Origin of the sequence: Aeromicrobium halocynthiae (assembly GCF_039531385.1) — a bacterium.
Lineage (GTDB): Bacteria > Actinomycetota > Actinomycetes > Propionibacteriales > Nocardioidaceae > Aeromicrobium > Aeromicrobium halocynthiae.
Map to the genome: position 1 here is coordinate 152,138 of NZ_BAAAPY010000005.1, position 19,928 is coordinate 172,065.

The following is a 19,928-nucleotide window of genomic DNA, read 5'->3' on the forward strand; positions in this document are numbered from 1 at the left end:
CCTGAACAAGAAAGTATCCTGGGAGGCATGTCGAGAGTGGATTCCTGGGCCGACCAGGAGATGTGGTCGGTGGGCGAGGTCGCCCGCCGGCTCGGCCTGCCCGCCTCGACCCTGCGAACGTGGGAGCGTCGCTACGGCATCGGACCCAGCGCGCGCAGCGCGGGCGGTCACCGTCGCTACATCGCCGACGACGCCGTCCAGCTCGAGCACATGGCGACGCTCGTCGCCCAGGGCGTGCCGGCCGCCGAGGCCGCGCGGGCCGTGCACCGGGCCGCGAGCGCGGCGCACGAGGAGATCGTGCGCGACCCGCAGGAGACGGGCGAGTTCGCCGACGCGATCGTCGCCGCCGCCCGGGCCTACGACAGCGACGCCATCCGCCAGCTCTTCCTGGGCTGCCTGGTGGAGCACCCCGTCACGGTCGCGTGGCACCGTTTCTTCGCCCCGTCACTGCGTCGCGTCGGCGACGAGTGGAGCACCGGCGGACTCAGCGTCGGCGGCGAGCACCTCGTCAGCGACAACCTCATCACGGTGCTGCGTGCGTACGCCCACGAGCGCATGTCCGGACCGTCCCACCACCGCTCGGTGCTGCTGGCCAGCGCCGAGGACGACGAGCACGCCCTGCCGCTCCTCGCCGTCCAGGCCGCCCTCGTCGACGAGGGCATCTACTGCCACCTGCTCGGTTCGCGGACACCGGCCTCGAGCGTCGCCGGCGTCACGCTGCGCCTGCGCCCCGCGGCGGTCTTCCTGTGGGCCTCCCTGCCACGATCGGAGGGTGACACCCTCTCGCGCGTCATCACCTCCGCCGCGGAGCGGACGGTCGTGCTGCTCGGCGGGCCAGGGTGGGACGACATGGACGTCGGCACGGCGCGACGGTGCGCGACGATCGACGAGGCCCTGCAGGCCGTGCGCGACGCCGTGGAACGGAACTGAGCAGCACCGGTGACCACTCTGACCTTCCGCGGCCGTGCCGTGCGCGCGGACCACAGCGCCGTCATGGCGATCATCAACCGGACGCCGGACTCCTTCTACGACGCCGGCGCCACCTTCGACCCCTCCGACGCGCTCGCCGCGGTGCACCGGGCGATCGACGAGGGGGCCGACGTGGTCGACATCGGTGGCGTCAAGGCCGGCCCCGGTGACGACGTCTCGACGGCGGCCGAGATCGAGCGCACGGTGCCCTTCGTCGAGGTCGTCCGCGACCGCTTCCCCGACGCGATCCTCAGCATCGACACCTGGCGTGCGGACGTCGCCGAGCAGGCCGTGCTCGCCGGCGCCGACATCATCAACGACACGTGGGCCGGGCACGACCCCGCGGTCGTGGCGGTCGCGGCCCGCTACGGCACGGGCTTCGTCTGCTCCCACACGGGGGGAGCAGTGCCGCGGACCAGGCCGCACCGCGTCGCCTACGAGGACGTCGTCGCCGACGTCGTGCGCACCACCACACGAGCCGCGAACGCGGCCGAGCGCGCCGGCGTCCCTCGCGAGGGGCTGCTGATCGACCCGACCCACGACTTCGGCAAGAACACCCACCACGGCCTGGAGCTGCTGCGCCGTGTCGACGAGCTCGTGGCCACCGGGCGGCCGGTGCTCATGGCGCTGTCGCGCAAGGACTTCGTCGGCGAGACGCTAGACTTGCCCCCGGCCGACCGGCTCGAGGGCACGCTCGCCGCCACCACGGTCGCGGCGCTCGCCGGCTGTGCGATGTTCCGCACCCACGACGTCGCGGCCACGCGACGGGTCCTGCAGATGACCGCGTCCATCCTGGGCGACCGCCCTCCTGCCAGGGCGGTGCGCGGCCTTGCCTGAGACCGACGTCGACCAGCAGGTCCGCGACTGGTTCGCCGGCTCGACCCACCACGGCCCACCGGCCGGGACCGACGAGCTCGTCGGGCTCAAGCGTGGGCGTCGCGTCAGCGTCGTCCTTCCCGCGCGGGACGAGGCGGCGACCGTGGGCGACATCGTCGCCGCGTTGCGCACCGAGCTCGGCACGGCAGGACTCGTCGACGAGATCCTCGTCGTCGACTCCCACAGCCGTGACGACACCGTGGAGGTCGCGCGAGCCGCCGGTGCTGTGGTCGTCCCGGCGAGGGACTGCACCGCCGGGCTCGACGACGGCAAGGGCGGTGCCCTGCGGACGGGCGTCGCCGCGATGGCCGGCGACGTGGGCGTGTTCCTCGACGCCGATGTCCGCGAGTTCGGCACCGACTTCGTGCGGGGCCTGCTCTCACCCTTGCTGCGCGACGACCGGCTCCGCCTCGTGAAGGCCTTCTACGACCGGCCGTGGAACCTGCCCGGCGACGTGCCGAGCGGCAGCTCCGGCGGTGGGCGGGTGACCGAGCTGGTGGCGCGTCCGCTCATCGCTCGACGGGCTCCGGAGCTCGCCGGCTTCGTGCAGCCGCTCTCCGGCGAGTGCGCCTTCGTGCGGACCGTCCTGGCGGACCTGCCGTTCACCTCGGGGTACGGCGTCGACATCGCGTTGCTGTGGCAGGTCGTGCGCGAGCACGGGCTCGACGCCGTGGCCCAGGCCGACCTCGGTCGACGACTGCACCGCCACCAGGACCTCGACGCGCTGAGCCGCATGGCCCTGCAGGTCGAGGCCGCCTTCGAGATCGTCGGGGCCGACGTCCCTGCGGTCCGGACGCAGCGGATGGCGGTGCGACGCGGTGACGACGGGCGGGTCGCTCTGGAGCCGGAGACGGTGTTGACCCGCCGCCTGCCCGCACCCGGCTGTGACCTGGCTCCTTCTCGCGCGTGAGGTCGGTCGCTAGCCTGGTCCCTTCGCCGAGTCGAGCCAGGAGGTCGCGGTGAGGGTCTCGTCCGCCAAGCGCGCCGCCGTCGGCGCCGTCATGGTCATGCTCGCCGCCGGCACCGTCGCGATCGCCGTGGAGGACGACGAGGCGACGCCCTCCGCCGGCGAGGCGCCCGAGGTCCGCACCGACGGAGTGGGGGTCGCCCCGTCGGCCTCGCCGGGGCCGGGCCCCGAGCCGGAGGAGAGCACCGGGCCGGAGGCCGCCGAGGCTCCCCGGGGCGCCTCGTCCTCCGGATCGAGCGGACCCGCGGGGCCGGGCACACGATCCTCCGGCGCGGCCACGTCGGGCCCGGGCCAGGGCAGCGGCACGTCCACCCCACGAGCCCCGGCGCCGACACGGTCGGCGAACCCGTCACCGTCGCCGAGCCCTTCACCCTCGCCGCAGGCCGAGCGCGAACGCGGCGTGATCGAGAGCCTGGTCGGCGGGCTGCTCGGGGGCTGAGCAGGCGTCCTGCAGGAGCGTCAGCGCTCCTCGCGGAAGTCGACGTGGCGCCGCACCACGGGGTCGTACTTGCGGACGGTCATGCGATCGGGGTCGTTGCGACGGTTCTTGCGCGTGACGTAGGTGTAGCCCGTCCCGGCGGTGGAGCGCAGCGTGATGATCGGGCGGACGTCGTTGCCCCTCCTGGCCATCAGAGCTTCTCCCCGCGCGCGAGGATCTCGGCCACGACGGCGTCGATGCCGCGCACGTCGATGGTCTTGATGCCGCGGGCGCTCAGCGTGAGGGTGACGTGGCGGTTGAGCGAGGGGACCCAGTAGCGCTTGGACTGCACGTTGACGTCGAAGCGGCGCTTGGTGCGGCGGTGGGAGTGGGAGACGTGGTGCCCGAAGCCCGGCGTGGCTCCGGTGACCTGGCAGGTTCGCGACATGGTCGACCCTTCTGTATATTGGGAATCGTTATCAACAACTCTATCGGAGATCCCATGCGCCGAGACTCGCACCCCGCCTACGGACCCGTCGCCTTCCGCGACCGGTCCGGCGACCTGCTGCTGACCACCCGATCGACCCTCGTGTCCACGCTGCCCTCGGACGCCGAGACCGTCGAGGTCGACGGCACCACCGTCCCCGTCGTGGACGTCGAGATCTCCAGCGCCAGCCACCCCTTCTGGACCGGGCGCGGCCGCGTCGTCGACACCGAAGGGCGTGTCGAGGCGTTCCGGCGGCGCTACGGGGGCGAGCGATGAGCCTCACGACGCCCACCGTCCTGGTCACCGGCGTCTCTCCCGACGCCATGGCCGCCACGACCGTCGGACTGCAGTTCGACCTCCCGTCGGCGGTCGTCGTGCAGCACACGCTCGACGTCCGGACACAACGCCTCACCCGCATCGTCAGCGACGTCACGGGCGTCATCGAGCACGTGCACCACGACCTCGAGCACGCCTGCGTGAGCTGCGCGCTGCGCGAGGACGTCGTGCCCACGCTCGAACGACTGGCGCGCTCGCGGCGCTGGGGCGCCATCGTGGTCCACCTGCCCGTGGCCGCGGAGGCGCTCCAGGTCTGCCGCGTCGTGTCCCTGCAGCCCTCCCCCGCACCCCATGTGCGGATCGCCGCGGTGGTCGCGGCCGTCGAGGGCGAGCAGGCGTGCGACGACCTGCTGGGCGACGACCTCCTGCGCGATCGGGGTCTGCACACCAGCGAGGAGGACGACCGCGGAGCGGCCGAGACGTTCGCCGCGATGGTCGAGTACGCCGACGCGGTCGTCGTCTCCGGCCCGGCCGACGAGCAGGCCCTCGAGGTGGTCGGCGCACTCGCCCGACCCGGCGTGGACGTCGTCGGTGACCCGTGCGCCCTCGACGGTGCGGCGCTGGTGGACGGATCGCTGCACGACCACCGCCGCACCGAGCAGTGGGTCGACGTCGTGCGACGCGGGCGGCTGCCGGACCTCGTCGGACGTGACGTCTGGCGTCTCGACCTGCGCTCGGACCGACCCCTGCACCCGGGCCGGCTGCTCGCCGAAATCGAGGCGATCGGCGGCGGACCACGCCGCTCCCGCGGGTGCTTCTGGCTGCCGAGCCGTCCGGGCGACGTCTGCGTCTGGGACGGCGCCGGGGGCCAGGTCAGCATCGGCCACTCGTCCAGCTGGGGGCTGAAGGACCCGCTCACCCGCATCGTCGTCACGGGTCTGGACGACGGGGCCGCCGACATCCGCGCCGCGTTCGACGCCTGTCTGCTCAGCGACACCGAGATCGCCCACCGCGGCACCTTCTGGGAGGTCGGCGAGGACGGTCTCGAACCCTGGCTCGGCCCGATCCGTCGCGCCGCCTGACGCCCAGACCCACCCGAGACCCGTCACAGGAGACCACCATGGCCGTTCCCAAGCGCAAGCTGTCCCGATCCAACACCCGGCACCGTCGATCGGCCTGGAAGGCCACGGCCCCCCAGCTCGTGACCGTTCGCGTCGACGGCCGCGACGTACGGGTGCCCCGCCCGCTCGTCGCGGCCGTGCACCGCGGCCTCGTCGACGTCGACTCCCTACCGACCGCAGCCGCGGCCGGCTCGTCTACCAGGAGGAAAGCATGAAGGTCCGCAACTCGCTCCGCTCGCTGAAGAACCAGCCGGGCTCGCAGGTCGTGCGCCGCCGTGGCCGCACCTACGTGATCAACAAGAACAACCCGCGTCTCAAGGCCCGGCAGGGTTGACGTCGCGGCTCATCGCGACGGTCCCTCGCGCAACCACGCCAGGCTCTGCTCCTGGTCGAGGACGGGCTGGCGCAACGCGTCGGTGAGGAAGTCGAGCATCGCCTCGGACAGCTCGCTGTTGTCCGAGGCGATGGCCTCCCCGGCGACGCTGACCCGCAGGTCGCGGGCGAAGGCCGACGTCGCGGTCTGCGCGACGCAGCTGTGCGTCGAGACGCCGCCGATCAGCACGTGCGTCACGCCCATCGACTCGAGGTGCTCCTGCAGACGCGTGCCGAAGAAGGCGTCGTCGCGCGTCTTGGTGACGTCGCTGCAACCGTCGCAGTCGAGGTCGTCGAGGTAGGCCGCCTGCTCCGTGCCCGGGAAGGCGAACCCCTGGCCGTCGTCGAGCATGCTGATCGTCCAGGTGGACCCGTCCGGCTCGTGCTCGGTGCGCACGAGGACGATCGGCAGCCCCGCGCTGCGCGCGGCGGCGATCAGCTGGTTCGAGCGGTCCACGACCCGCTCGCGCTCGGCGGCCAGCTCGGGGAACTCGAAGTAGGCGTTCTGCAGGTCGATCAGCAGCAGCGCACGCACTGGCACCTCCTGCCCGGGGGCGCTCACGACGTCCACCAGTCGTCCTGCGGAGTGACGGGGAGGGCCCTCTTGTGCCGCGTGCGCGACCACACGGTCTCGATGCGCTCCGCCACGTCGTCACCCACGTCCCGTCCTTCGAGGTAGGCGTCGATGTCGTCGTAGGACAGCCCGAGCTCGTCCTCGTCGCTCTGGCCGGGACTCTCGTCGAGCAGGTCGGCCGTCGGCACCTTGCGCCACAGCTGCTCGGGACTGCCGAGTGTGCGCAGTACCTCCCGGTTCTGGCCCTTGTCGAGCCCGTGCAGGGGCAGCACGTCGGCCGCGCCATCCCCGAACTTCGTGAAGAAGCCCGCGACGGCCTCGGCGCCGTGGTCGGTCCCCAGGACGAGCAGACCGCGATCGCCGGCGAGGGCGTACTGGGCGACCATCCGGACACGGGCCTTCGTGTTGCCCTTCGTGAAGTCGCTCATCGCGACGCCGGTGGCGCTCTCGACCTGCCCGGCGATCGCGTCGATCGTGGCACCGATGTCGAACGTCACGACCTCGTCGGGGGCGATGAACTGCAACGCCGCGCGGGCGTCCTCCTCGTCGTGCTGCACGTGGTGCGGCAACCGCACGGCGACGAAGGTCGCCTTGGCATCCGCTGCCCGCCGCCGCTCCACCGCGAGCTGGGCGAGGCGACCCGCGAGCGTGGAGTCCAGCCCACCGGAGATCCCGAGCACGTAGCCGGCAGCACCGGTCGCTGCGAGGTAGTCGGCGAGGAACGTCACCCGCCGCTCGACCTCGTGGTCGGGATCGATCGTCGGGGCCACCGACATCTCGCTGATGATGTCTCGTTGTCGTGGACGCATGCGTGCGCCGTACCCGCCGACCGGACGTGCATGCGCTCGTGGTCAGGCGAGCTGGTTCAGCACCCGCGTCAGGTCGTCCTCGGTGTCGTTGCCGACCTTCTCGAAGATGACCTTGACCGCCGGGGCGCCGAGCTTGGCCGCACCCTTCATCTCGATCGTCGCGTCGTAGGTCAGCTCGGTGCCGGTGCCGTGGGGTGTGGCGGTGATGACGTCGGTCGTCTTGGCGGTGTCGTTCTCGCCGACGAAGGTCACCGAGTCCGCGCGCAGCTCGGTCAGCTCGTAGACGAGCTCGGTCGAGACGCCCGCGATCGTGGAGGTGTTGTGCCACTGGCTGCCGACGGCGATCTCACCGTCGTCGAGGCGCGTGCAGGACTCGGTGCCGGGATCCCATGCCTCGGCGTGGGAGAAGTCCTTGAGGTAGTCGATCACGACGTCGGGCGCTGCCTCGACGACGAAGGTCCGGGAGACGTTGGTCATGTCTCCAGCGTGACGGCTCCCCCCGGCGCCGCCACTCGAGCGATCTCGGGCGACGTCACGGTCTGCGCGCCTTGCCGGCCTCCGGCACAGTGGAACGATGAAGCGCCTCGGACTCGGCCTCGGACTGGCCACCGCACTCGTCGCCGCCGGATGCGGCAGCGACTCCGAACCCGCTCGCGGTGGCGACGCGGCTGCGTCGCAGACGGTCACCGAGACCGACCGACCCTTCGACGTCGAGGAGGTCGACTCCTTCGACGACCCGTGGGCGATGGAGTTCCTGCCCGGGACCGACGACCTCCTGGTCACCGAGCGCAGTGGAACGCTCTACCTGCGTGACGGTGAGACCGGCGAGCGCCTCGAGGTCGAGGGCGTCCCCGAGGTGGTCGTGGCCGGGCAGGGCGGGCTCGGCGACGTCGTGGTCGGACCGTCTTTCGCCGAGGACGGCACCGTCTTCCTCAGCTGGGCCGAGGCCGGGTCCGGCGGGTCCGGCGCCGCGGTGGGTCGCGCGCAGCTGCGGACCGGCGACGGATCGGCGTCGCTGGAGGACCTGGAGGTCATCTGGCGCCAGACGCCCAAGGTCTCCGGCGACGGACACTTCGGCCACCGCATCGCCGTCGACCCCGACGGCGAGCACCTGTTCGTGACCTCCAGCGACCGCCAGGCCCAGACGCCGGCGCAGGACACGTCCAACACCATCGGCACGATCGTGCGTCTCACGCTCGACGGGGAGCCGGCGCCGGGCAACCCGCTGGCCGACCAGGGTGGCGTCTCCGCGGAGATCTGGAGCTGGGGCCACCGCAACCCGCTGGGACTGCAGTTCGCGCCCGACGGCGAGCTCTGGTCCAGCGAGATGGGCCCCGAGGGCGGCGACGAGCTGAACCTCGTCGTCGAGGGTGCGAACTACGGCTGGCCGGAGGCCTCCTACGGCAGTCAGTACGGCGGCGGCGAGATTCCCGACCATGCCGATGGCGACGGGTTCGAGGCGCCCAAGGCGTGGTGGAACCCGGCCATCTCCCCCGGCAGCCTGATGATCTACTCCGGCGACCTCTTCCCCGACTGGACCGGCGACGCCTTCCTGGGGGCGCTCTCCGGCGAGGCGCTCGTGCGCGTCGACCTCGACGGGACCACCGCCGGCGACGACGAGATCTTCGAGATGGGCGAGCGCATCCGTGAGGTCGTCGAGGGTCCCGACGGCGCGATCTGGCTGCTCGAGGACGCCGGCGCGGGCCGGCTGCTGAGGCTCACGCCCCCCACCTCGTGACACCGACCGTCCGGTGCCCGATCAGAGCGCCACGCCCTTGCGCCATGCGCTGAAGGACGTGAGGCGCTGGGACGTCGGTCTGGCCAGCCACGGCCAGGGATGGGTCTGCACGACCTCGACGCTCGCCGCGCGGCGGGCGAAGACCGGCACGGGTGCGAAGGTGACGGACAGCGGCCTGCCGGCCAGCTCGACCGCCGTCTCCCCGAGGCGGACCTCGAGGTCGCGCCGCGCGCCGAGGTCGGCGAGGCACTGGGCGATGAAGACCAGCCGCTTGCCCGACAGCCGCAGCTCGGCGAGTGCCGGCTCGTCGAGGACCACGACAACCGGCAGGTCGGGATGCGCCACCAGCGCCGGATCGGCGTCACCGAGCGACTCGACCGTCAGCCACACCGCCTCCGGCTCGCCGTCGACGACAGGCTCGTCCGGCCCAGGACCGGGTGCTCCCGGCGCGCTGCCCATCCTCACCGGCGCGTCCTCGATGCGGGGCCCCGTCCGGGCGTCGGGCCACTCCTGGATGGGACAGGCGTCCCGGAGGGCGCACGAGGCGCACAGCTCCGGAGCGTGCTTCTCCACCTGCCACCGGCTGAAGCCGTAGGGCTTGCCGGTCCCCGTGCCGACGGTCCACTGCCAGCCGAGACGGTTGGCGGCGCGGGAGCCGTCGAGCAGGTGCTGGAAGAACACGTCCTCGCCCTCGCGCCAGTCCCGCCCATGGCGGACCGTCCAGTGCGACGCCCACCACATGCGGGTCTGGTTGACCAGCCAGCCGTCGGTCTCGAGCTCGGACCACACCGCGGCCGTGCAGGCCATCCGCTCGTCCCAGTCGGGCTCGACTGCCGGACGTGGCGGCTCGAAGCGCAGCGGCTCGCCGGTCGCGTCGCCCAGACGGGCGTAGACGTGGCGCGCGTACTCCTGCCACAGCAGCTCGTCACGGTACTTCCGTCGGTCCGGGGCGGGTGCGTCCGCGACGGCGGACCAGACGGTCGGCAGGTCGAGCAGGCCGTGCGTGATGTACGGCGACAGACGGCTGGCGCCGCGCGCCTCGATCGGGAGGACGGTGGAGCGGGTCCGGCCGTACCCCGCGACGTCGAGGCCGGCCAGCGCGACGTCGGCGGCGGTCTGCCCACCCCGGTGACCGCCCGGCGCGATCCGGTCCGGGCTCTCCAGCGTCAGGTGACCGAGGTGCTCGGCCACCCACGCGACGACGCCCGCGGTGTCGTCGACCGGCGGCAGCGGTGGCAGGACGGGCACTCGCCCAGGGTGCCAGCAGACGGTGCCCGCCGCGGGTCAGTCGCCGGGCGGCTCGTCCGCCCCTCCGACCAGGCGTCGGCCGTCGGGCAGGACCGAGGAATCGACGATCCCCCGCGCCACCTCCGTCAGCTTGACGTTGTGGTCCTGGGAGTACCGGCGCAGGAAGGCGAACGCCTGCGCGTCGTCCACGCCGAAGCGCTCCATCAAGATCCCCTGGGCCTGGCCGACGAGGGTGCGGGAGTCCAGGGCGAGGGTGAGACCCTCGACCTCGCGTGCGGCACGGAGCGTCGCGGCTGCCTGGGGAGCGAGCCGCTGCGCCGCGTCGAGCTCGTCGGTGCCGAAGCCCTCGGGTCCGACCGCGTAGACCGTCAGTGTCCCGATCCGACGTCCGCCGGCCTGCAGAGGCACCCACAGGACCCCCGTGAGACCCAGGGCCGCGACAGCCGGGCCCCACTCGGGCCAGCGCGGGTCGCCCCCGAGATCGACGACCATCGGGGCGACGTTTCCCGGCGTCAGGTCGAACCCGGGGCCTTCACCCGTCGTGACCTGGAGCTCGTCGGCGCGACCGACCAGCTCGGACGTCCGGGCTACGGGCCGCAGTCGCGACCGCGCCGTCCGGGTCAGGCTGACGTGCTCGCTGCCCAGCGCCTCGCCGAGGAAGACCACCAGCTCGCGGACGGAGTCCTCGACCGTCGCGGCTGCGGCGAGCTGCTCGGCGAGGCGTTCAGGCGTCACCGACTGCGGGTCCCTCATGACTCGACCCCGGGCTGGTCGACGGTCGGGTCGTCGGACCCGGCATCGACGAACTCGTGCGCGCAGACTCCGCAGGAGAAGACCCGCGAACGGGCGTCCCTACCCAGCTCCACGGCCGCACGTTCGCGGCATGCCGGACACCTTCTGATCAGCTCGTTCACTCGACGTCGAACCCTTGCAGGAGAGAGCGGCGCCGCCGGTGGCATCAGCGGTTCGATGCCAGATCATAAGTGACGCCGCACCGCGGTCCGTCACCGGATCGACCGGTGCTCGACACCGCCGGGTCACTGCCCTGTCCTCAGGGCGTCCGGACGCCGTCGAGTCCAGGGTCCGTGCTCGCAGCGCCCCCGGGCAGCAGTGCGGCGCGGTCCTCCTCGGTGAGGCCGCCCCAGACCCCGTACGGCTCGCGGACGGTCAGGGCGTGCTCACGACACCGCGCGAGGACGGGGCACCGTTCGCAGACCTGGACGGCCTCCTGCTCGCGCAACCGCTTGGCCTCACCGCGCTCGTTGAACGGCGCGAAGAACATGTCCGAGTCCAGCGTGACGCACAGGCCCTGGTACTGCCACTCCCAGTCGTCCTGGGTGGCACTCGGCAGCCTGTGGACCAGCGGATCCCGGCGGACCATCGGTGTCTCCTGTGCTCGACGACGTCGAGACGTCAGTGCTCGACGCAGCGGGAGTACCCCGCGTCCGCAGGCTCATGCACGCCGGCGCAGGGGGCGCTCACGCCGTGACGACGTCCGTCCGGTCCCGACCCCCACGGCCGCCGTGGTGGATGGCGCCGCGCAGCTGCCCGAGACGCCGACCCGTCCCACCGCGTCGGTCGGCGACGAGCTCGGCGACGATGCTGAGGGCCGTCTCCTCCGGTGTGGTCCCGCCGAGGTCGAGCCCCAGGGGCGAGCGCAGACGAGCGAGCTGGAAGTCGCTCACCCCTGCCGCCCGAAGACGGGCGAGACGGTCGTCGTGCGTGTGCCGGGACCCCATCACGCCGACGTACCCGATGTCGGGCAGTCGAAGGGCCTCGACCAGCACCGGGACGTCGAACCGGCTGTCGTGCGTCAGGACGCACAGGGCCGTACGGCCGTCGATCCGCCCTGCCGCCTGCTCGGCGGCGAGATAGCGGTGCGGCTGGTCGACGACGACCTCGTGCGCCAGGGGGAACCTCTGCGCCGTCGTGAAGGTGGCGCGAGCGTCACAGACCGTGACGCGATACCCGAGGAACCTGGCCGCGCCGGCGAGGGCACTGGCGAAGTCGACGGCCCCGACCACGACGAGTCGCGGGGGCGGGCTCCAGGTCTGGACGAACGCACGCACCTCGTCGCCGAGCGGCGAGCCGTCCGCACCACACGTGACCTGACCACTGGTGCCGGCGGACACCATCGCCTCGGCGCGTGCGAGGAGAGCGCGGCGGAGCGTGCGGGACACCGCGCCGAGCGGCGCCGACGCCGGCGCGTCGAGCGTGATGCGCGTGCCGACGACTTCGGCCCGGGGGTGGTCGACGACGGTCACGACGGCCGCCGGGGTTCCGGCGTCGACCTGACGGGAGAGCCGGTCCAGGCCGTCGGTGACCTCGAGTCGCTGGACCAGCACCTCGATGCTTCCCCCGCACGTCAGGCCGATCTCGAAGGCGTCGTCGGAGGCGACCCCGAACGTGTGGTGCCTCGGGCGGCCCGACACGAGGACCTCCTGCGCCGACTCGAAGACCGCCGACTCCACGCACCCACCGGAGACGGAGCCGGACACGCGACCGTCGGCCGCCACGACCATCGAGGCCCCCGGGGTGCGCGGTGCCGACCCGGAGACGCCGATGACGGTGGCGAGGACCACCGGACCGTCGGCGACCCAGCGCGCCGCGTCGGCGAGGACGTCGTCCGCGACCGCCATGACTACTGCATCGCCCGCTCGCCGTCGCGGATCGCGTCGCGGATCCGCGAGTAGGTGCCGCAGCGGCAGACGTTGCGGATGGCGTCGAGGTCGGCGTCGGTGATCGCACGACCCTCGGCCCGGACCCGGCGGACGAGGTCGACGGCGGTCATGATCTGTCCGGGCTGGCAGTAGCCGCACTGCGCGACGTCGTTCTCGATCCACGACTCCTGCATGGGGTGCAGGCCGTCGCCGGGCACGGTGTCGGCGAGCCCCTCGATCGTCGTGATCTCGTCGGTCTCGGTGACCTGCTCCACGGGGACGGCGCACGGGTTGAACGCCTTGCCGTTGATGTGCGACGTGCACGCCTTGCAGACGTTGATCCCGCAGCCGTACTTGGGGCCGGTGACGCCGAGGACGTCGCGCAGCACCCACAGCAGGCGCACGCCCTCCTCGACGTCGACCGTGACGTTCTCACCGTTGAGCTGGAAGCTGTATCGGGGCATCAGGCACCTCAGGAGACGACGTCGAGGCCGTTGGTCGGCGACTCGGGGACGGGCGGGACGAAGGACTTGGGCTCGAAGAACAGCGGGTCCCGGAAGTTGATCGGGAACTCGGTGGGCATCGTGCCGGTGGCGCGGGCGTAGGCGCAGGCGACCGCTGCGGCGGAGGCGGCGACTCCGGCCTCGCCGACACCGCCCGGCTCCAAGCGGTCGGACTCCATGACCTCGCACTGGAACTCCAACGGCGTGTTCCACTGCCGGGTGTACGCCGAGTTGTCCCAGCTGGCCTCGAGAAAGCGACCGTCGACGAGGTGGTTGGAGTACGACAGCACCTGGCACATGCCGTCGCTGAAGCCGCCCATCATCTGCGCCTCGACCCCGAGCGGGTTGATCGCCAGGCCGCAGTCGATGACCACGGTGGCCTTCGTGACGCGCGGCCCGGTGACGGCGTCGCGCACCTGCCGGTTCACGGTCTCGGGCCGGCAGTCGAGCTCGACGACCACGGCGGTGGCGCCCTTGTACTCCTTGTGGATCGCGATGCCCTGGGCGGTGCCGGCGGGCATCGACTTGCCCCACTCCCCCAGCTCCGCGGCCCGCTTCAGGACCCGCTTGACGAGGCTGCTCTTGAGGAACGACATCCGGAACTCGTAGGGACCGCGCCTCATCCGTTTCGCGAGCTGGTCGACGATGAGCTCGTTCGCGACGCGCACCTCCGGGGAGTAGATGTTGCGCACGCTGCTGGTGTTGAAGCGTTGGAAGTCGAAGTTCGACTCGTTCAGCAGCTGGGTGACGACGCCGAAGTTGTACGGCAGCTCCTGGGTGAGCAGGAAGATCGTCTGGGCGAAGCCCTGGTTGGCCAGGCCCGTGGGCAGTGCCGACGCCTCCGCGGTGATCCGCTCGCCGAGACCGTGGGTGTAGTCGGTCGTGACCGACGTGTGCCGCTGCTCGAACGTGGCGACCGTGCCGAGCGCGATGGTGGCGCGGATGCGCGACGTCGTCATGGGGTGCACCCGGCCCTGGCGGGGCTCGTCGGCGCGGTGCCACATGAGCTTGACCGGGGCGCCGAACGCCTTGGAGGCGGTGGCGGCCTCGACTGCGCCGTCGCTGAAGAGCTTGCGCCCGAAGGAGCCGCCGGAGGTGACGACGTTGATCGTGACCGCCGACTGCGGCAGTCCGACGGCCTTGGCGACCTTGCCCTGCGCGTCGATCGGCGACTTGAGTCCCGACCAGATCTCGGCGGACCCGGCGCGGACGTCGGCGATCGCGCAGTTGGGCTCCAGCGGCGAGCCGCTGCGGAAGTGGAAGACGAAGTTGCCCTCGACGCTCAGGGCGCCGAGCGCGGGCGCGGCGAGCGGCAGCTCGGCCGCACGGAGCTCGCGCAGGATGTCGTCGGCGTCCTTGCCGGCCACGGTGCCGGGGTTCCACTCGACATCCATGGCGCGGATCGCGTCGATGCACTGGCCGAAGGTGGCGGCCCGGACCGCGACGCCGGTGGGGATCACCTCGACGTGCGTGACGCCGGGCATCGCGAGGATCGCCGCACGGTTGTTCAGCGCGCGGGGCCTGCCGTTGAGGTCGGGGGCGCGGCACACCATCGTCGGCAGGGCGCCCTCGACGTCGAGGTCGAGCGTGAACTTCTTGGCACCGGTCACGGCCTCGCGGGCGTCGGTGCGACGCTGGTGGGTGCCGACGACGCTGTTGCCCGACGGCGGCTCGAGGTCGACCTCGACCTCCCGGGTCTCCGAGGCCGCCGCGAGCTGGGACGCCTGGCTGAAGCTGAGGGACGAGCCGAGGGAGTCGAGGATGGTGCCCGCCCGGATGACGAGGCTGTCGACCTGCGCGCCGAGGGAGATGGCGGCGGCCTCCAGCAGCGACTGCCGGGCGATCGCCGCGGCGGTGCGGATCGGCGTGTAGGTGGAGATCGTCGTGTTGGACGCGCCGGTGAGCTGGTTGAACAGCAGCTCGGGGCGCGCCGGCGCGAGCTCGACGTGCACGCGCTCCAGCGGCAGGTCGAGCTCCTCGGCGATGATCATCGCCGTCGACGTGACGATGCCCTGGCCGACCTCGGCGCGCGGGAGGGCGAAGTAGGCGTCGCCGTCCTCGCGGATCTCGATCGCGATGAGGTTGGACGTCGGGAGCGCGCACTGGGTCAGGAAGTCGTTGAGGTCGTAGGCCTCGGCGATCTGCGGGACCGACGGCAGCGGCACGACCGCCTCGGCGCGGGACCCGCCCATGCCGAGGTCGGCGGCCACCATCAAGGTGGCACCGCCCATCACGTAGCCGACGAATCGTCGGCGGCTCAGACCGTCGCCGGACCCGGCGTCGGGAGCGGGCACCACCTCGGCGGCGGGCTCGTGCGGGGTGAGGTCGTCGTCGCGTGGTGACACAGCGGTCTCTTCCGGTGGGATGTGCAGGAAAGACCGGACCGAAGCGGGGGGACGTCCGTGACTGTGATGTCTACCACTGTTGTTGGCACAGTGTCAATGAGTGGTCCGCCGACGTCTCATATCGTGGCCTCGGTCACAGCGAGTTCCGCGGAGGCCGGTCGACGTCGATCCCGGTGGCGAGGTCGCCGCACTCCACCTCGAGCGCACCGTGCGCCGCCAGGTAGGCGCCGGCCCCCGCGTCGCCGCGCACCGTGGCGGCCACCGGCGCCCAGTGGTCCCGCCCGATCAGCACCGGGTGGCCAGGGGTGCCGTCGTGGACGGCGCGGGCCAGCGCCGACGGTCCCGTCGCCGCCCCGAGGACGCGACGGGCGACGTCCGGCCCGACGTCCGGGAGGTCGACGAGGTGCACGAGCGCCCCCCACGCCGTGCTCCCGCCGAGGGCGGCGAGCCCGGCGCGCAACGACGCCGAGGCGCCCGACGCGAAGTCCGGTGCGACGACCACCGCGACGTCGTCGGGCACGAGGGCTCGCGCCTGCTCGGAGGCCGCGCCGAGCACCACGACGACGGGCGCGCACCCGGCGTCACGGAGCACGTCGACGGCTCGTGCGAGCCACGGGGTGCCGTCGGTCGTCACCAGCGCCTTCGGCCGACCCATCCGACGTCCCTCGCCCGCGGCCAGGACCAGCCCGGCGACGTCTGCAGGCTCGCTCATCGACCGTCCTCCGCGCGGCGGCTACGTCGGGCCGGCGAGCACCGACAACAGCTGCAGCTTCTCGTACGACTCGCTGCCGGGCGCAGCGGTGTAGACGAGCATCGCATGCGACTGCTCGGGGTCGAGGAGTCGTTGGCAGTAGAGCTCGAGCAGGCCGACCTCCGGGTGCAGGTAGCGCTTGAGGTCGTGCGGGACGAGGCCCACCTCGTGTCGCGCCCAGACGTCGCGGAGCTCCTCGTCGCGCTCGGCGAGCTCGACCGCCAGCGCGGCGGCCGGCTGGGGCGTCACGAGCGCGATCTCCCACCCCGGGGTCGCGCCCACGAGCCCGCTCGCCGCGCGCCCGGAGATGGGACGGACCACCGACACGTTCAGCGTCCGTGTCATCCGACGCATGTCGGCGATGGGCGTCCTCGTCGGGACGCCCGAGAGCGCGGGTCTGCCCGCCCTGAGGGCCGCCACGGCCCCTGACACGAGTTCCGCCTTCTACGACCCCCAAGGCCCCGGCGGCACGGGTGGTCGTCCCGGTCCGCTGAGCCTGTGGCCGTCGCTGCGCAGCGAGGGCGACGCTCGTCGGCTGTGGGACGTCTCCCAGGAGCTGACCGGGGTCGAGGTCGACGTCGCGGTGCCCCGCGACTGATCCATCGCTGAGCGACGCTATCATCGTTGCATGACGATGATGGAGTCGACGGTCGACCCGCTGGCGACGACCGAGTACGCGGGGTTGTTCCGCACCCTCGCCGACCCCACCCGGCTGGCGATCGTGCAACACCTGGCCGCCGGGCCGCACCGGGTCACCGACCTCGTCGACCACATGGGCTTCGCGCAGTCGACCATCAGCAAGCACCTCAGCGTCCTGCTGGAACGAGGACTCGTCTCGGTCCGCTCGGAGGGTCGGTCGGCGGTGTATGCCTTGCAGCGGCAGGACCACCTGTCGGCGTTGATCTCCGCCGCCGAGGACCTCCTGCACGCCGGCGGGACACCGTTGTCGCTGTGCGCCCACCTGCGTGGCACGTCCGTCCCCGACGTCGGGGCGTCCTGATGGGCGCCGGCCACTCCCACGGGGTGCCCGACCGGGACCACCGTGGAGCCCTCGCCGTCGCGCTGGCCCTCGCCGCGGTGATCGTCGTCGCGCAGGCGGTCGGTGCCGTGCTGACCGGCAGCCTCGCCCTGCTGACCGACACGGCCCACTCCGCCGCCGACGCCTCGGGCCTGGTCGTCGCCCTCGTCGCGGCGACGCTGGTGACTCGGCCCAGCGACCACCGACGGACGTGGGGCTTCCGCCGGATCGAGGTGATTGCCGCCCTGGGACAGGCCACGCTGCTGCTCGCCGTCGGCGTCTATGCCGCGGTCGAGGGTCTGCGCCGGCTCGCCGACCCGCCGGAGGTCCCGGGACCGGCCCTGCTCGTCTTCGGTGTCGTCGGGCTCGCGGCGAACGTCGCCGCGCTCGCCGTGCTGTGGTCGCGGCGCGGGGCGAGCCTCAACCTGCGAGCGGCCTTCCTCGAGGTCCTGAACGACGCGCTCGGCTCGGTCGGTGTCGTCGTCGCGGCCGTCATCATCTGGACCACCGGCTTCCAGCGCGCCGACGCCCTCGCGGGCCTGTTCATCGCGGCGCTGATCCTGCCGAGGGCGGTGCGCCTCATGCGCGAGACGACCGCGGTCCTGATGGAGTTCGCGCCACCGGGGCTGGACCTTCAGGACGTCCGTGAGCACCTGCTGCGCCTCGACCACGTCGTCGACGTCCACGACGTGCACGCCTCGACCGTGGGCACCGGTCTGCCCACCCTCACGGCCCACGTGGTCGTCGAGGACGCCTGCTTCGGCAGCGGGCACTCGATACGGATCCTGCAGCAGGTGCGGGAGTGCGTCAGCGAGCACTTCGACGTCTCGGTGCAGCACTCGACCTTCCAGATCGAGACCCGTGACGTCGCGCGGGAGGAGCCGGCCGACGCGCTCCACCCGTGAAGCACCTCGGCTCCAGCTTTCAGCCCCTTCGGCGGCAGCGATCACTCGGGCTCCTGGCCAGACCACCGGTTCTCCCGCGCCCGCCTCTGGCACCATCGCCTCATGGGCAGGGGTTCGGTTCGAAGGCTTCAGCTGACCGTCGTCGGCGCCAGCGTGGCGGGAGTCGCCTTCATCACCGTGGGCGCGTGGATCGTGCTGACACCACCGATCGACTGGAACCGCGGGGGTCCGATCGGCCCGCTGATCGTTGGTCCTCTCCTCCTCGGTCTCGCGGTCGAGGAAGCCTTCCGGCTCCGACGCGAGGGGCCGCCCGCCCCGGGTCGACGGCGTCGCGAGGACTGACCTCAGCGACGGACCATGCCTCGGCGATGATGGCGCCATGACCGACGACGCCCCCGCCGAGGGCCTGCTCGAGGTGCTCGCCCGCCGCCACCTGACCACCGACGCCGCACGCCCTGAGAAGGTCGACCGCTGGCACGCGAGGGGACGGCGGACGGCGCGGGAGAACATCGCCGACCTCGTCGATGCGGGATCGTTCGTGGAGTACGGGCGCTTCGTGACGGCGGCTCAGGAGGCACGACGGGAGCTGGCCGAGCTCGTCGTCGAGGCGCCGGCCGACGGGATCGTCGGCGGTACCGCGACCGTCGGTGGTCTGCCGTGCGCGGTGCTCTCCTACGACTACCTCGTGATGGCCGGCACCCAGGGCATGCGTGGGCACCGCAAGTCCGACCGGCTCATCGAGCTCGCCGGACGACTCCGCCTGCCCACGGTGTTCTTCACCGAGGGCGGCGGAGGCCGCCCCGGCGACGTCGACCTCCCGCTCGTCTCGGCGCTCGACGTCGGCTCGTTCGCCCTCTGGGGCGAGCTGGAGGGTGTCGTGCCGCGGATCGCGGTCGTCTCGGGCCGGTGCTTCGCGGGCAACGCCGTCATCGCCGGGTGCGCCGACCTGCGCATCGCCACCCCGGACGCGAACCTCGGCATGGCGGGCCCGGCGATGATCGCCGGTGGCGGTCTCGGGCACGTCGCGGCCGAGGAGATCGGACCCGTCGAGGACCAGAGCGCCAACGGGGTCCTCGACGTCGTCGTCGAGGACGAGGCGCAGGCCGTCGCGACGGCGCGGTACGTCTTGGAGCTCGTGCAGGTGCCCGTGCTGCCGGGCGCGACGGCCGCGCTGCGACCGGCCCTGCGCGACGCGCTGCCCGACAACGACCGGGAGGCCTTCGACGTCCGGCCAGTGATCGAGGAGCTGGCTGACGACGACACCGTGCTGTTCCTGCGCGAGGCCTACGCCCCCGAGCTCGTCACGGCATTCGCCCGGATCGGTGGCCGGGCCGTGGGGATCGTCGCCAACGACTCGCGCCACATCGGCGGGGCGATCACTGCCGACGCGTCGACCAAGGCGGCGGACTTCCTGGGCCTGTGCGAGCGGTGGGGCCTGCCAGTGGTCTCCCTCGTCGACACCCCCGGGTTCATGGTGGGGCCCGAGGCGGAGCGCACCGGCCTGGTGCGCGAGTCCGCGCGGATGGTGAACGCCGGAGCACGGCTCACGGTGCCGCTCGTCGGCGTGGTCCTGCGTCGTGGCTACGGCCTCGGCGCCCAGGCGATGCTGGGCGGCAGCACCCACCGCCCGCTGCTGACCATTGCGTGGCCGGGTGCCCACCTCGGTCCGATGGGCCTGGAGGGTGCGGTGCGACTCTCGATGGCACGCGATCTCGAAGACATGCCCGAGGACGAGCGGGAGGCGGCGGTGGCCGACCACACAGCCCGCCTCCGCGAGCACGCCAAGGCGCTCAACGCCGCCCGGGTCTTCGAGATCGACGACGTCGTCGACCCGGCCGAGACCCCGGTGCTCGTGGCGGCGACCCTGCGGGCCGCGGCCGGTTCCTGACGG

26 protein-coding genes are annotated in these 19,928 nt (G+C 72.5%); 13 read left to right on the forward strand and 13 right to left on the reverse strand.

Annotated features, from left to right (window positions below; translation table 11 throughout):
• Positions 1 to 27 precede the first annotated feature (27 nt).
• The 4 genes from ABD213_RS09135 to ABD213_RS09150 are packed head-to-tail and all read left to right on the forward strand — an operon-like array spanning position 28 to position 3,251.
• Positions 28 to 930 carry a MerR family transcriptional regulator gene (locus ABD213_RS09135; RefSeq protein ID WP_344327190.1) on the forward strand — a complete coding sequence of 301 codons (903 nt, stop codon included), beginning with the start codon at positions 28 to 30 and terminating at the stop codon, positions 928 to 930.
• Positions 931 to 939: 9 nt separating this feature from the next.
• On the forward strand, positions 940 to 1,806 hold the full coding sequence (gene folP / locus ABD213_RS09140) for a dihydropteroate synthase (protein WP_344327192.1): 867 nt from the start codon (positions 940 to 942) through the stop codon (positions 1,804 to 1,806).
• The gene (locus ABD213_RS09145; protein ID WP_344327194.1) at positions 1,799 to 2,755 is read left to right on the forward strand and encodes a glucosyl-3-phosphoglycerate synthase; all 957 of its coding nucleotides are present in this window, start codon (positions 1,799 to 1,801) and stop codon (positions 2,753 to 2,755) included. Before folP ends, ABD213_RS09145 begins: the two co-directional genes overlap by 8 nt.
• A 49-nt stretch (positions 2,756 to 2,804) precedes the next feature.
• Positions 2,805 to 3,251 (forward strand): hypothetical protein, encoded by a 447-nt coding sequence (locus tag ABD213_RS09150; RefSeq protein ID WP_344327197.1) that lies wholly within the window; start codon positions 2,805 to 2,807, stop codon positions 3,249 to 3,251.
• 20 nt (positions 3,252 to 3,271) lie between these two features.
• On the opposite strand, the gene rpmG is transcribed toward ABD213_RS09150, so the two are convergent.
• Together rpmG and rpmB are read right to left on the reverse strand one after the other, a co-directional pair.
• Entirely contained in the window at positions 3,272 to 3,442 is a 171-nt protein-coding gene (gene rpmG, locus ABD213_RS09155; RefSeq protein WP_344327199.1) for a 50S ribosomal protein L33, read from the reverse strand.
• Positions 3,442 to 3,678, reverse strand: a complete 237-nt coding sequence (rpmB, locus tag ABD213_RS09160) for a 50S ribosomal protein L28 (protein ID WP_344327201.1) — start codon at positions 3,676 to 3,678, stop codon at positions 3,442 to 3,444. Before rpmB ends, rpmG begins: the two co-directional genes overlap by 1 nt.
• A 54-nt stretch (positions 3,679 to 3,732) precedes the next feature.
• Here rpmB and ABD213_RS09165 point away from each other — a divergent pair, with 54 nt between their 5' ends.
• From ABD213_RS09165 to ykgO, 4 genes are read left to right on the forward strand one after another with little or no spacing between them, the layout of a single operon-like run.
• Positions 3,733 to 3,993 carry a type B 50S ribosomal protein L31 gene (locus tag ABD213_RS09165; RefSeq protein ID WP_344327204.1) on the forward strand — a complete coding sequence of 87 codons (261 nt, stop codon included), beginning with the start codon at positions 3,733 to 3,735 and terminating at the stop codon, positions 3,991 to 3,993.
• Positions 3,990 to 5,075 carry a GTP-binding protein gene (locus ABD213_RS09170; protein ID WP_344327206.1) on the forward strand — a complete coding sequence of 362 codons (1,086 nt, stop codon included), beginning with the start codon at positions 3,990 to 3,992 and terminating at the stop codon, positions 5,073 to 5,075. The genes ABD213_RS09165 and ABD213_RS09170 overlap by 4 nt, the downstream gene beginning before the upstream one ends.
• Before the next feature lie 38 nt (positions 5,076 to 5,113).
• Entirely contained in the window at positions 5,114 to 5,329 is a 216-nt protein-coding gene (gene rpmF, locus ABD213_RS09175; protein WP_344327208.1) for a 50S ribosomal protein L32, read from the forward strand.
• Entirely contained in the window at positions 5,326 to 5,448 is a 123-nt protein-coding gene (gene ykgO, locus ABD213_RS09180; protein ID WP_344327211.1) for a type B 50S ribosomal protein L36, read from the forward strand. Before rpmF ends, ykgO begins: the two co-directional genes overlap by 4 nt.
• Positions 5,449 to 5,457: 9 nt before the next feature.
• Here the strand turns inward: ykgO and ABD213_RS09185 are convergent, their stop codons facing one another.
• The 3 genes from ABD213_RS09185 to ABD213_RS09195 are packed head-to-tail and all read right to left on the reverse strand — an operon-like array spanning position 5,458 to position 7,346.
• Positions 5,458 to 6,057, reverse strand: a complete 600-nt coding sequence (locus ABD213_RS09185) for a cysteine hydrolase family protein (protein WP_344327213.1) — start codon at positions 6,055 to 6,057, stop codon at positions 5,458 to 5,460.
• Positions 6,045 to 6,869 carry an ammonia-dependent NAD(+) synthetase gene (gene nadE / locus ABD213_RS09190; protein WP_344327217.1) on the reverse strand — a complete coding sequence of 275 codons (825 nt, stop codon included), beginning with the start codon at positions 6,867 to 6,869 and terminating at the stop codon, positions 6,045 to 6,047. Before nadE ends, ABD213_RS09185 begins: the two co-directional genes overlap by 13 nt.
• 42 nt (positions 6,870 to 6,911) lie before the next feature.
• Positions 6,912 to 7,346 carry an SRPBCC family protein gene (locus tag ABD213_RS09195; protein WP_344327219.1) on the reverse strand — a complete coding sequence of 145 codons (435 nt, stop codon included), beginning with the start codon at positions 7,344 to 7,346 and terminating at the stop codon, positions 6,912 to 6,914.
• A 97-nt stretch (positions 7,347 to 7,443) separates the two neighbouring features.
• Between ABD213_RS09195 and ABD213_RS09200 the strand changes: the two genes are divergently transcribed.
• Positions 7,444 to 8,607, forward strand: coding sequence for a PQQ-dependent sugar dehydrogenase (locus tag ABD213_RS09200; RefSeq protein WP_344327222.1), 1,164 nt, complete (start codon positions 7,444 to 7,446; stop codon positions 8,605 to 8,607).
• Between the two features lie 21 nt (positions 8,608 to 8,628).
• Here the strand turns inward: ABD213_RS09200 and ABD213_RS09205 are convergent, their stop codons facing one another.
• The 8 genes from ABD213_RS09205 to ABD213_RS09240 all read right to left on the reverse strand — a co-directional run bounded on the left by ABD213_RS09205 (position 8,629) and on the right by ABD213_RS09240 (position 16,459).
• A complete protein-coding gene (locus ABD213_RS09205; RefSeq protein WP_344327224.1) occupies positions 8,629 to 9,855 on the reverse strand; it encodes an FAD-binding domain-containing protein in 1,227 nt (408 codons plus the stop codon).
• A 36-nt stretch (positions 9,856 to 9,891) separates the two neighbouring features.
• Positions 9,892 to 10,608, reverse strand: a complete 717-nt coding sequence (locus ABD213_RS09210) for an ANTAR domain-containing protein (RefSeq protein ID WP_344327226.1) — start codon at positions 10,606 to 10,608, stop codon at positions 9,892 to 9,894.
• A gap of 298 nt (positions 10,609 to 10,906) precedes the next feature.
• On the reverse strand, positions 10,907 to 11,236 hold the full coding sequence (locus tag ABD213_RS09215) for a WhiB family transcriptional regulator (RefSeq protein ID WP_344327228.1): 330 nt from the start codon (positions 11,234 to 11,236) through the stop codon (positions 10,907 to 10,909).
• A gap of 97 nt (positions 11,237 to 11,333) precedes the next feature.
• A complete protein-coding gene (locus tag ABD213_RS09220) occupies positions 11,334 to 12,494 on the reverse strand; it encodes an XdhC family protein (RefSeq protein ID WP_344327230.1) in 1,161 nt (386 codons plus the stop codon).
• Positions 12,495 to 12,496: 2 nt separating this feature from the next.
• Entirely contained in the window at positions 12,497 to 12,979 is a 483-nt protein-coding gene (locus ABD213_RS09225) for a (2Fe-2S)-binding protein (protein ID WP_344327232.1), read from the reverse strand.
• A gap of 8 nt (positions 12,980 to 12,987) precedes the next feature.
• Positions 12,988 to 15,363 (reverse strand): molybdopterin cofactor-binding domain-containing protein, encoded by a 2,376-nt coding sequence (locus ABD213_RS09230; protein ID WP_344327235.1) that lies wholly within the window; start codon positions 15,361 to 15,363, stop codon positions 12,988 to 12,990.
• Between the two features lie 133 nt (positions 15,364 to 15,496).
• The gene (locus ABD213_RS09235) at positions 15,497 to 16,075 is read right to left on the reverse strand and encodes a nucleotidyltransferase family protein (RefSeq protein WP_344327237.1); all 579 of its coding nucleotides are present in this window, start codon (positions 16,073 to 16,075) and stop codon (positions 15,497 to 15,499) included.
• 21 nt (positions 16,076 to 16,096) lie between these two features.
• On the reverse strand, positions 16,097 to 16,459 hold the full coding sequence (locus ABD213_RS09240; protein WP_344327239.1) for an MmyB family transcriptional regulator: 363 nt from the start codon (positions 16,457 to 16,459) through the stop codon (positions 16,097 to 16,099).
• Between the two features lie 7 nt (positions 16,460 to 16,466).
• Here ABD213_RS09240 and ABD213_RS09245 point away from each other — a divergent pair, with 7 nt between their 5' ends.
• From ABD213_RS09245 to ABD213_RS09260, 4 genes are all read left to right on the forward strand, one after another.
• Positions 16,467 to 16,712, forward strand: a complete 246-nt coding sequence (locus tag ABD213_RS09245) for a Rossmann-fold NAD(P)-binding domain-containing protein (RefSeq protein WP_344327241.1) — start codon at positions 16,467 to 16,469, stop codon at positions 16,710 to 16,712.
• 30 nt (positions 16,713 to 16,742) lie between these two features.
• Entirely contained in the window at positions 16,743 to 17,114 is a 372-nt protein-coding gene (locus ABD213_RS09250; RefSeq protein WP_344327243.1) for an ArsR/SmtB family transcription factor, read from the forward strand.
• Complete coding sequence (locus ABD213_RS09255) at positions 17,114 to 18,037, forward strand: cation diffusion facilitator family transporter (protein WP_344327246.1); 924 nt, start codon at positions 17,114 to 17,116, stop codon at positions 18,035 to 18,037. Before ABD213_RS09250 ends, ABD213_RS09255 begins: the two co-directional genes overlap by 1 nt.
• A 379-nt stretch (positions 18,038 to 18,416) precedes the next feature.
• Positions 18,417 to 19,925, forward strand: a complete 1,509-nt coding sequence (locus tag ABD213_RS09260; protein WP_344327248.1) for an acyl-CoA carboxylase subunit beta — start codon at positions 18,417 to 18,419, stop codon at positions 19,923 to 19,925.
• Positions 19,926 to 19,928 lie beyond the last annotated feature (3 nt).

Bases quoted from the DNA above. Each gene is read 5' to 3' on its own strand.
- ABD213_RS09235 (WP_344327237.1), bottom strand. From the start codon at position 16,075: ATGAGCGAGCCTGCAGACGTCGCCGGGCTGGTCCTGGCCGCGGGCGAG.
- ykgO (WP_344327211.1), top strand. From the start codon at position 5,326: ATGAAGGTCCGCAACTCGCTCCGCTCGCTGAAGAACCAGCCGGGCTCG.
- ABD213_RS09170 (WP_344327206.1), top strand. From the start codon at position 3,990: ATGAGCCTCACGACGCCCACCGTCCTGGTCACCGGCGTCTCTCCCGAC.
- ABD213_RS09200 (WP_344327222.1), top strand. From the start codon at position 7,444: ATGAAGCGCCTCGGACTCGGCCTCGGACTGGCCACCGCACTCGTCGCC.
- rpmB (WP_344327201.1), bottom strand. From the start codon at position 3,678: ATGTCGCGAACCTGCCAGGTCACCGGAGCCACGCCGGGCTTCGGGCAC.
- rpmF (WP_344327208.1), top strand. From the start codon at position 5,114: ATGGCCGTTCCCAAGCGCAAGCTGTCCCGATCCAACACCCGGCACCGT.
- ABD213_RS09255 (WP_344327246.1), top strand. From the start codon at position 17,114: ATGGGCGCCGGCCACTCCCACGGGGTGCCCGACCGGGACCACCGTGGA.
- ABD213_RS09260 (WP_344327248.1), top strand. From the start codon at position 18,417: ATGACCGACGACGCCCCCGCCGAGGGCCTGCTCGAGGTGCTCGCCCGC.
- ABD213_RS09225 (WP_344327232.1), bottom strand. From the start codon at position 12,979: ATGCCCCGATACAGCTTCCAGCTCAACGGTGAGAACGTCACGGTCGAC.
- ABD213_RS09245 (WP_344327241.1), top strand. From the start codon at position 16,467: ATGTCGGCGATGGGCGTCCTCGTCGGGACGCCCGAGAGCGCGGGTCTG.
- ABD213_RS09220 (WP_344327230.1), bottom strand. From the start codon at position 12,494: ATGGCGGTCGCGGACGACGTCCTCGCCGACGCGGCGCGCTGGGTCGCC.
- rpmG (WP_344327199.1), bottom strand. From the start codon at position 3,442: ATGGCCAGGAGGGGCAACGACGTCCGCCCGATCATCACGCTGCGCTCC.
- ABD213_RS09240 (WP_344327239.1), bottom strand. From the start codon at position 16,459: ATGACACGGACGCTGAACGTGTCGGTGGTCCGTCCCATCTCCGGGCGC.
- ABD213_RS09195 (WP_344327219.1), bottom strand. From the start codon at position 7,346: ATGACCAACGTCTCCCGGACCTTCGTCGTCGAGGCAGCGCCCGACGTC.
- ABD213_RS09215 (WP_344327228.1), bottom strand. From the start codon at position 11,236: ATGGTCCGCCGGGATCCGCTGGTCCACAGGCTGCCGAGTGCCACCCAG.
- ABD213_RS09250 (WP_344327243.1), top strand. From the start codon at position 16,743: ATGACGATGATGGAGTCGACGGTCGACCCGCTGGCGACGACCGAGTAC.
- ABD213_RS09165 (WP_344327204.1), top strand. From the start codon at position 3,733: ATGCGCCGAGACTCGCACCCCGCCTACGGACCCGTCGCCTTCCGCGAC.
- ABD213_RS09210 (WP_344327226.1), bottom strand. From the start codon at position 10,608: ATGAGGGACCCGCAGTCGGTGACGCCTGAACGCCTCGCCGAGCAGCTC.
- ABD213_RS09135 (WP_344327190.1), top strand. From the start codon at position 28: ATGTCGAGAGTGGATTCCTGGGCCGACCAGGAGATGTGGTCGGTGGGC.
- nadE (WP_344327217.1), bottom strand. From the start codon at position 6,869: ATGCGTCCACGACAACGAGACATCATCAGCGAGATGTCGGTGGCCCCG.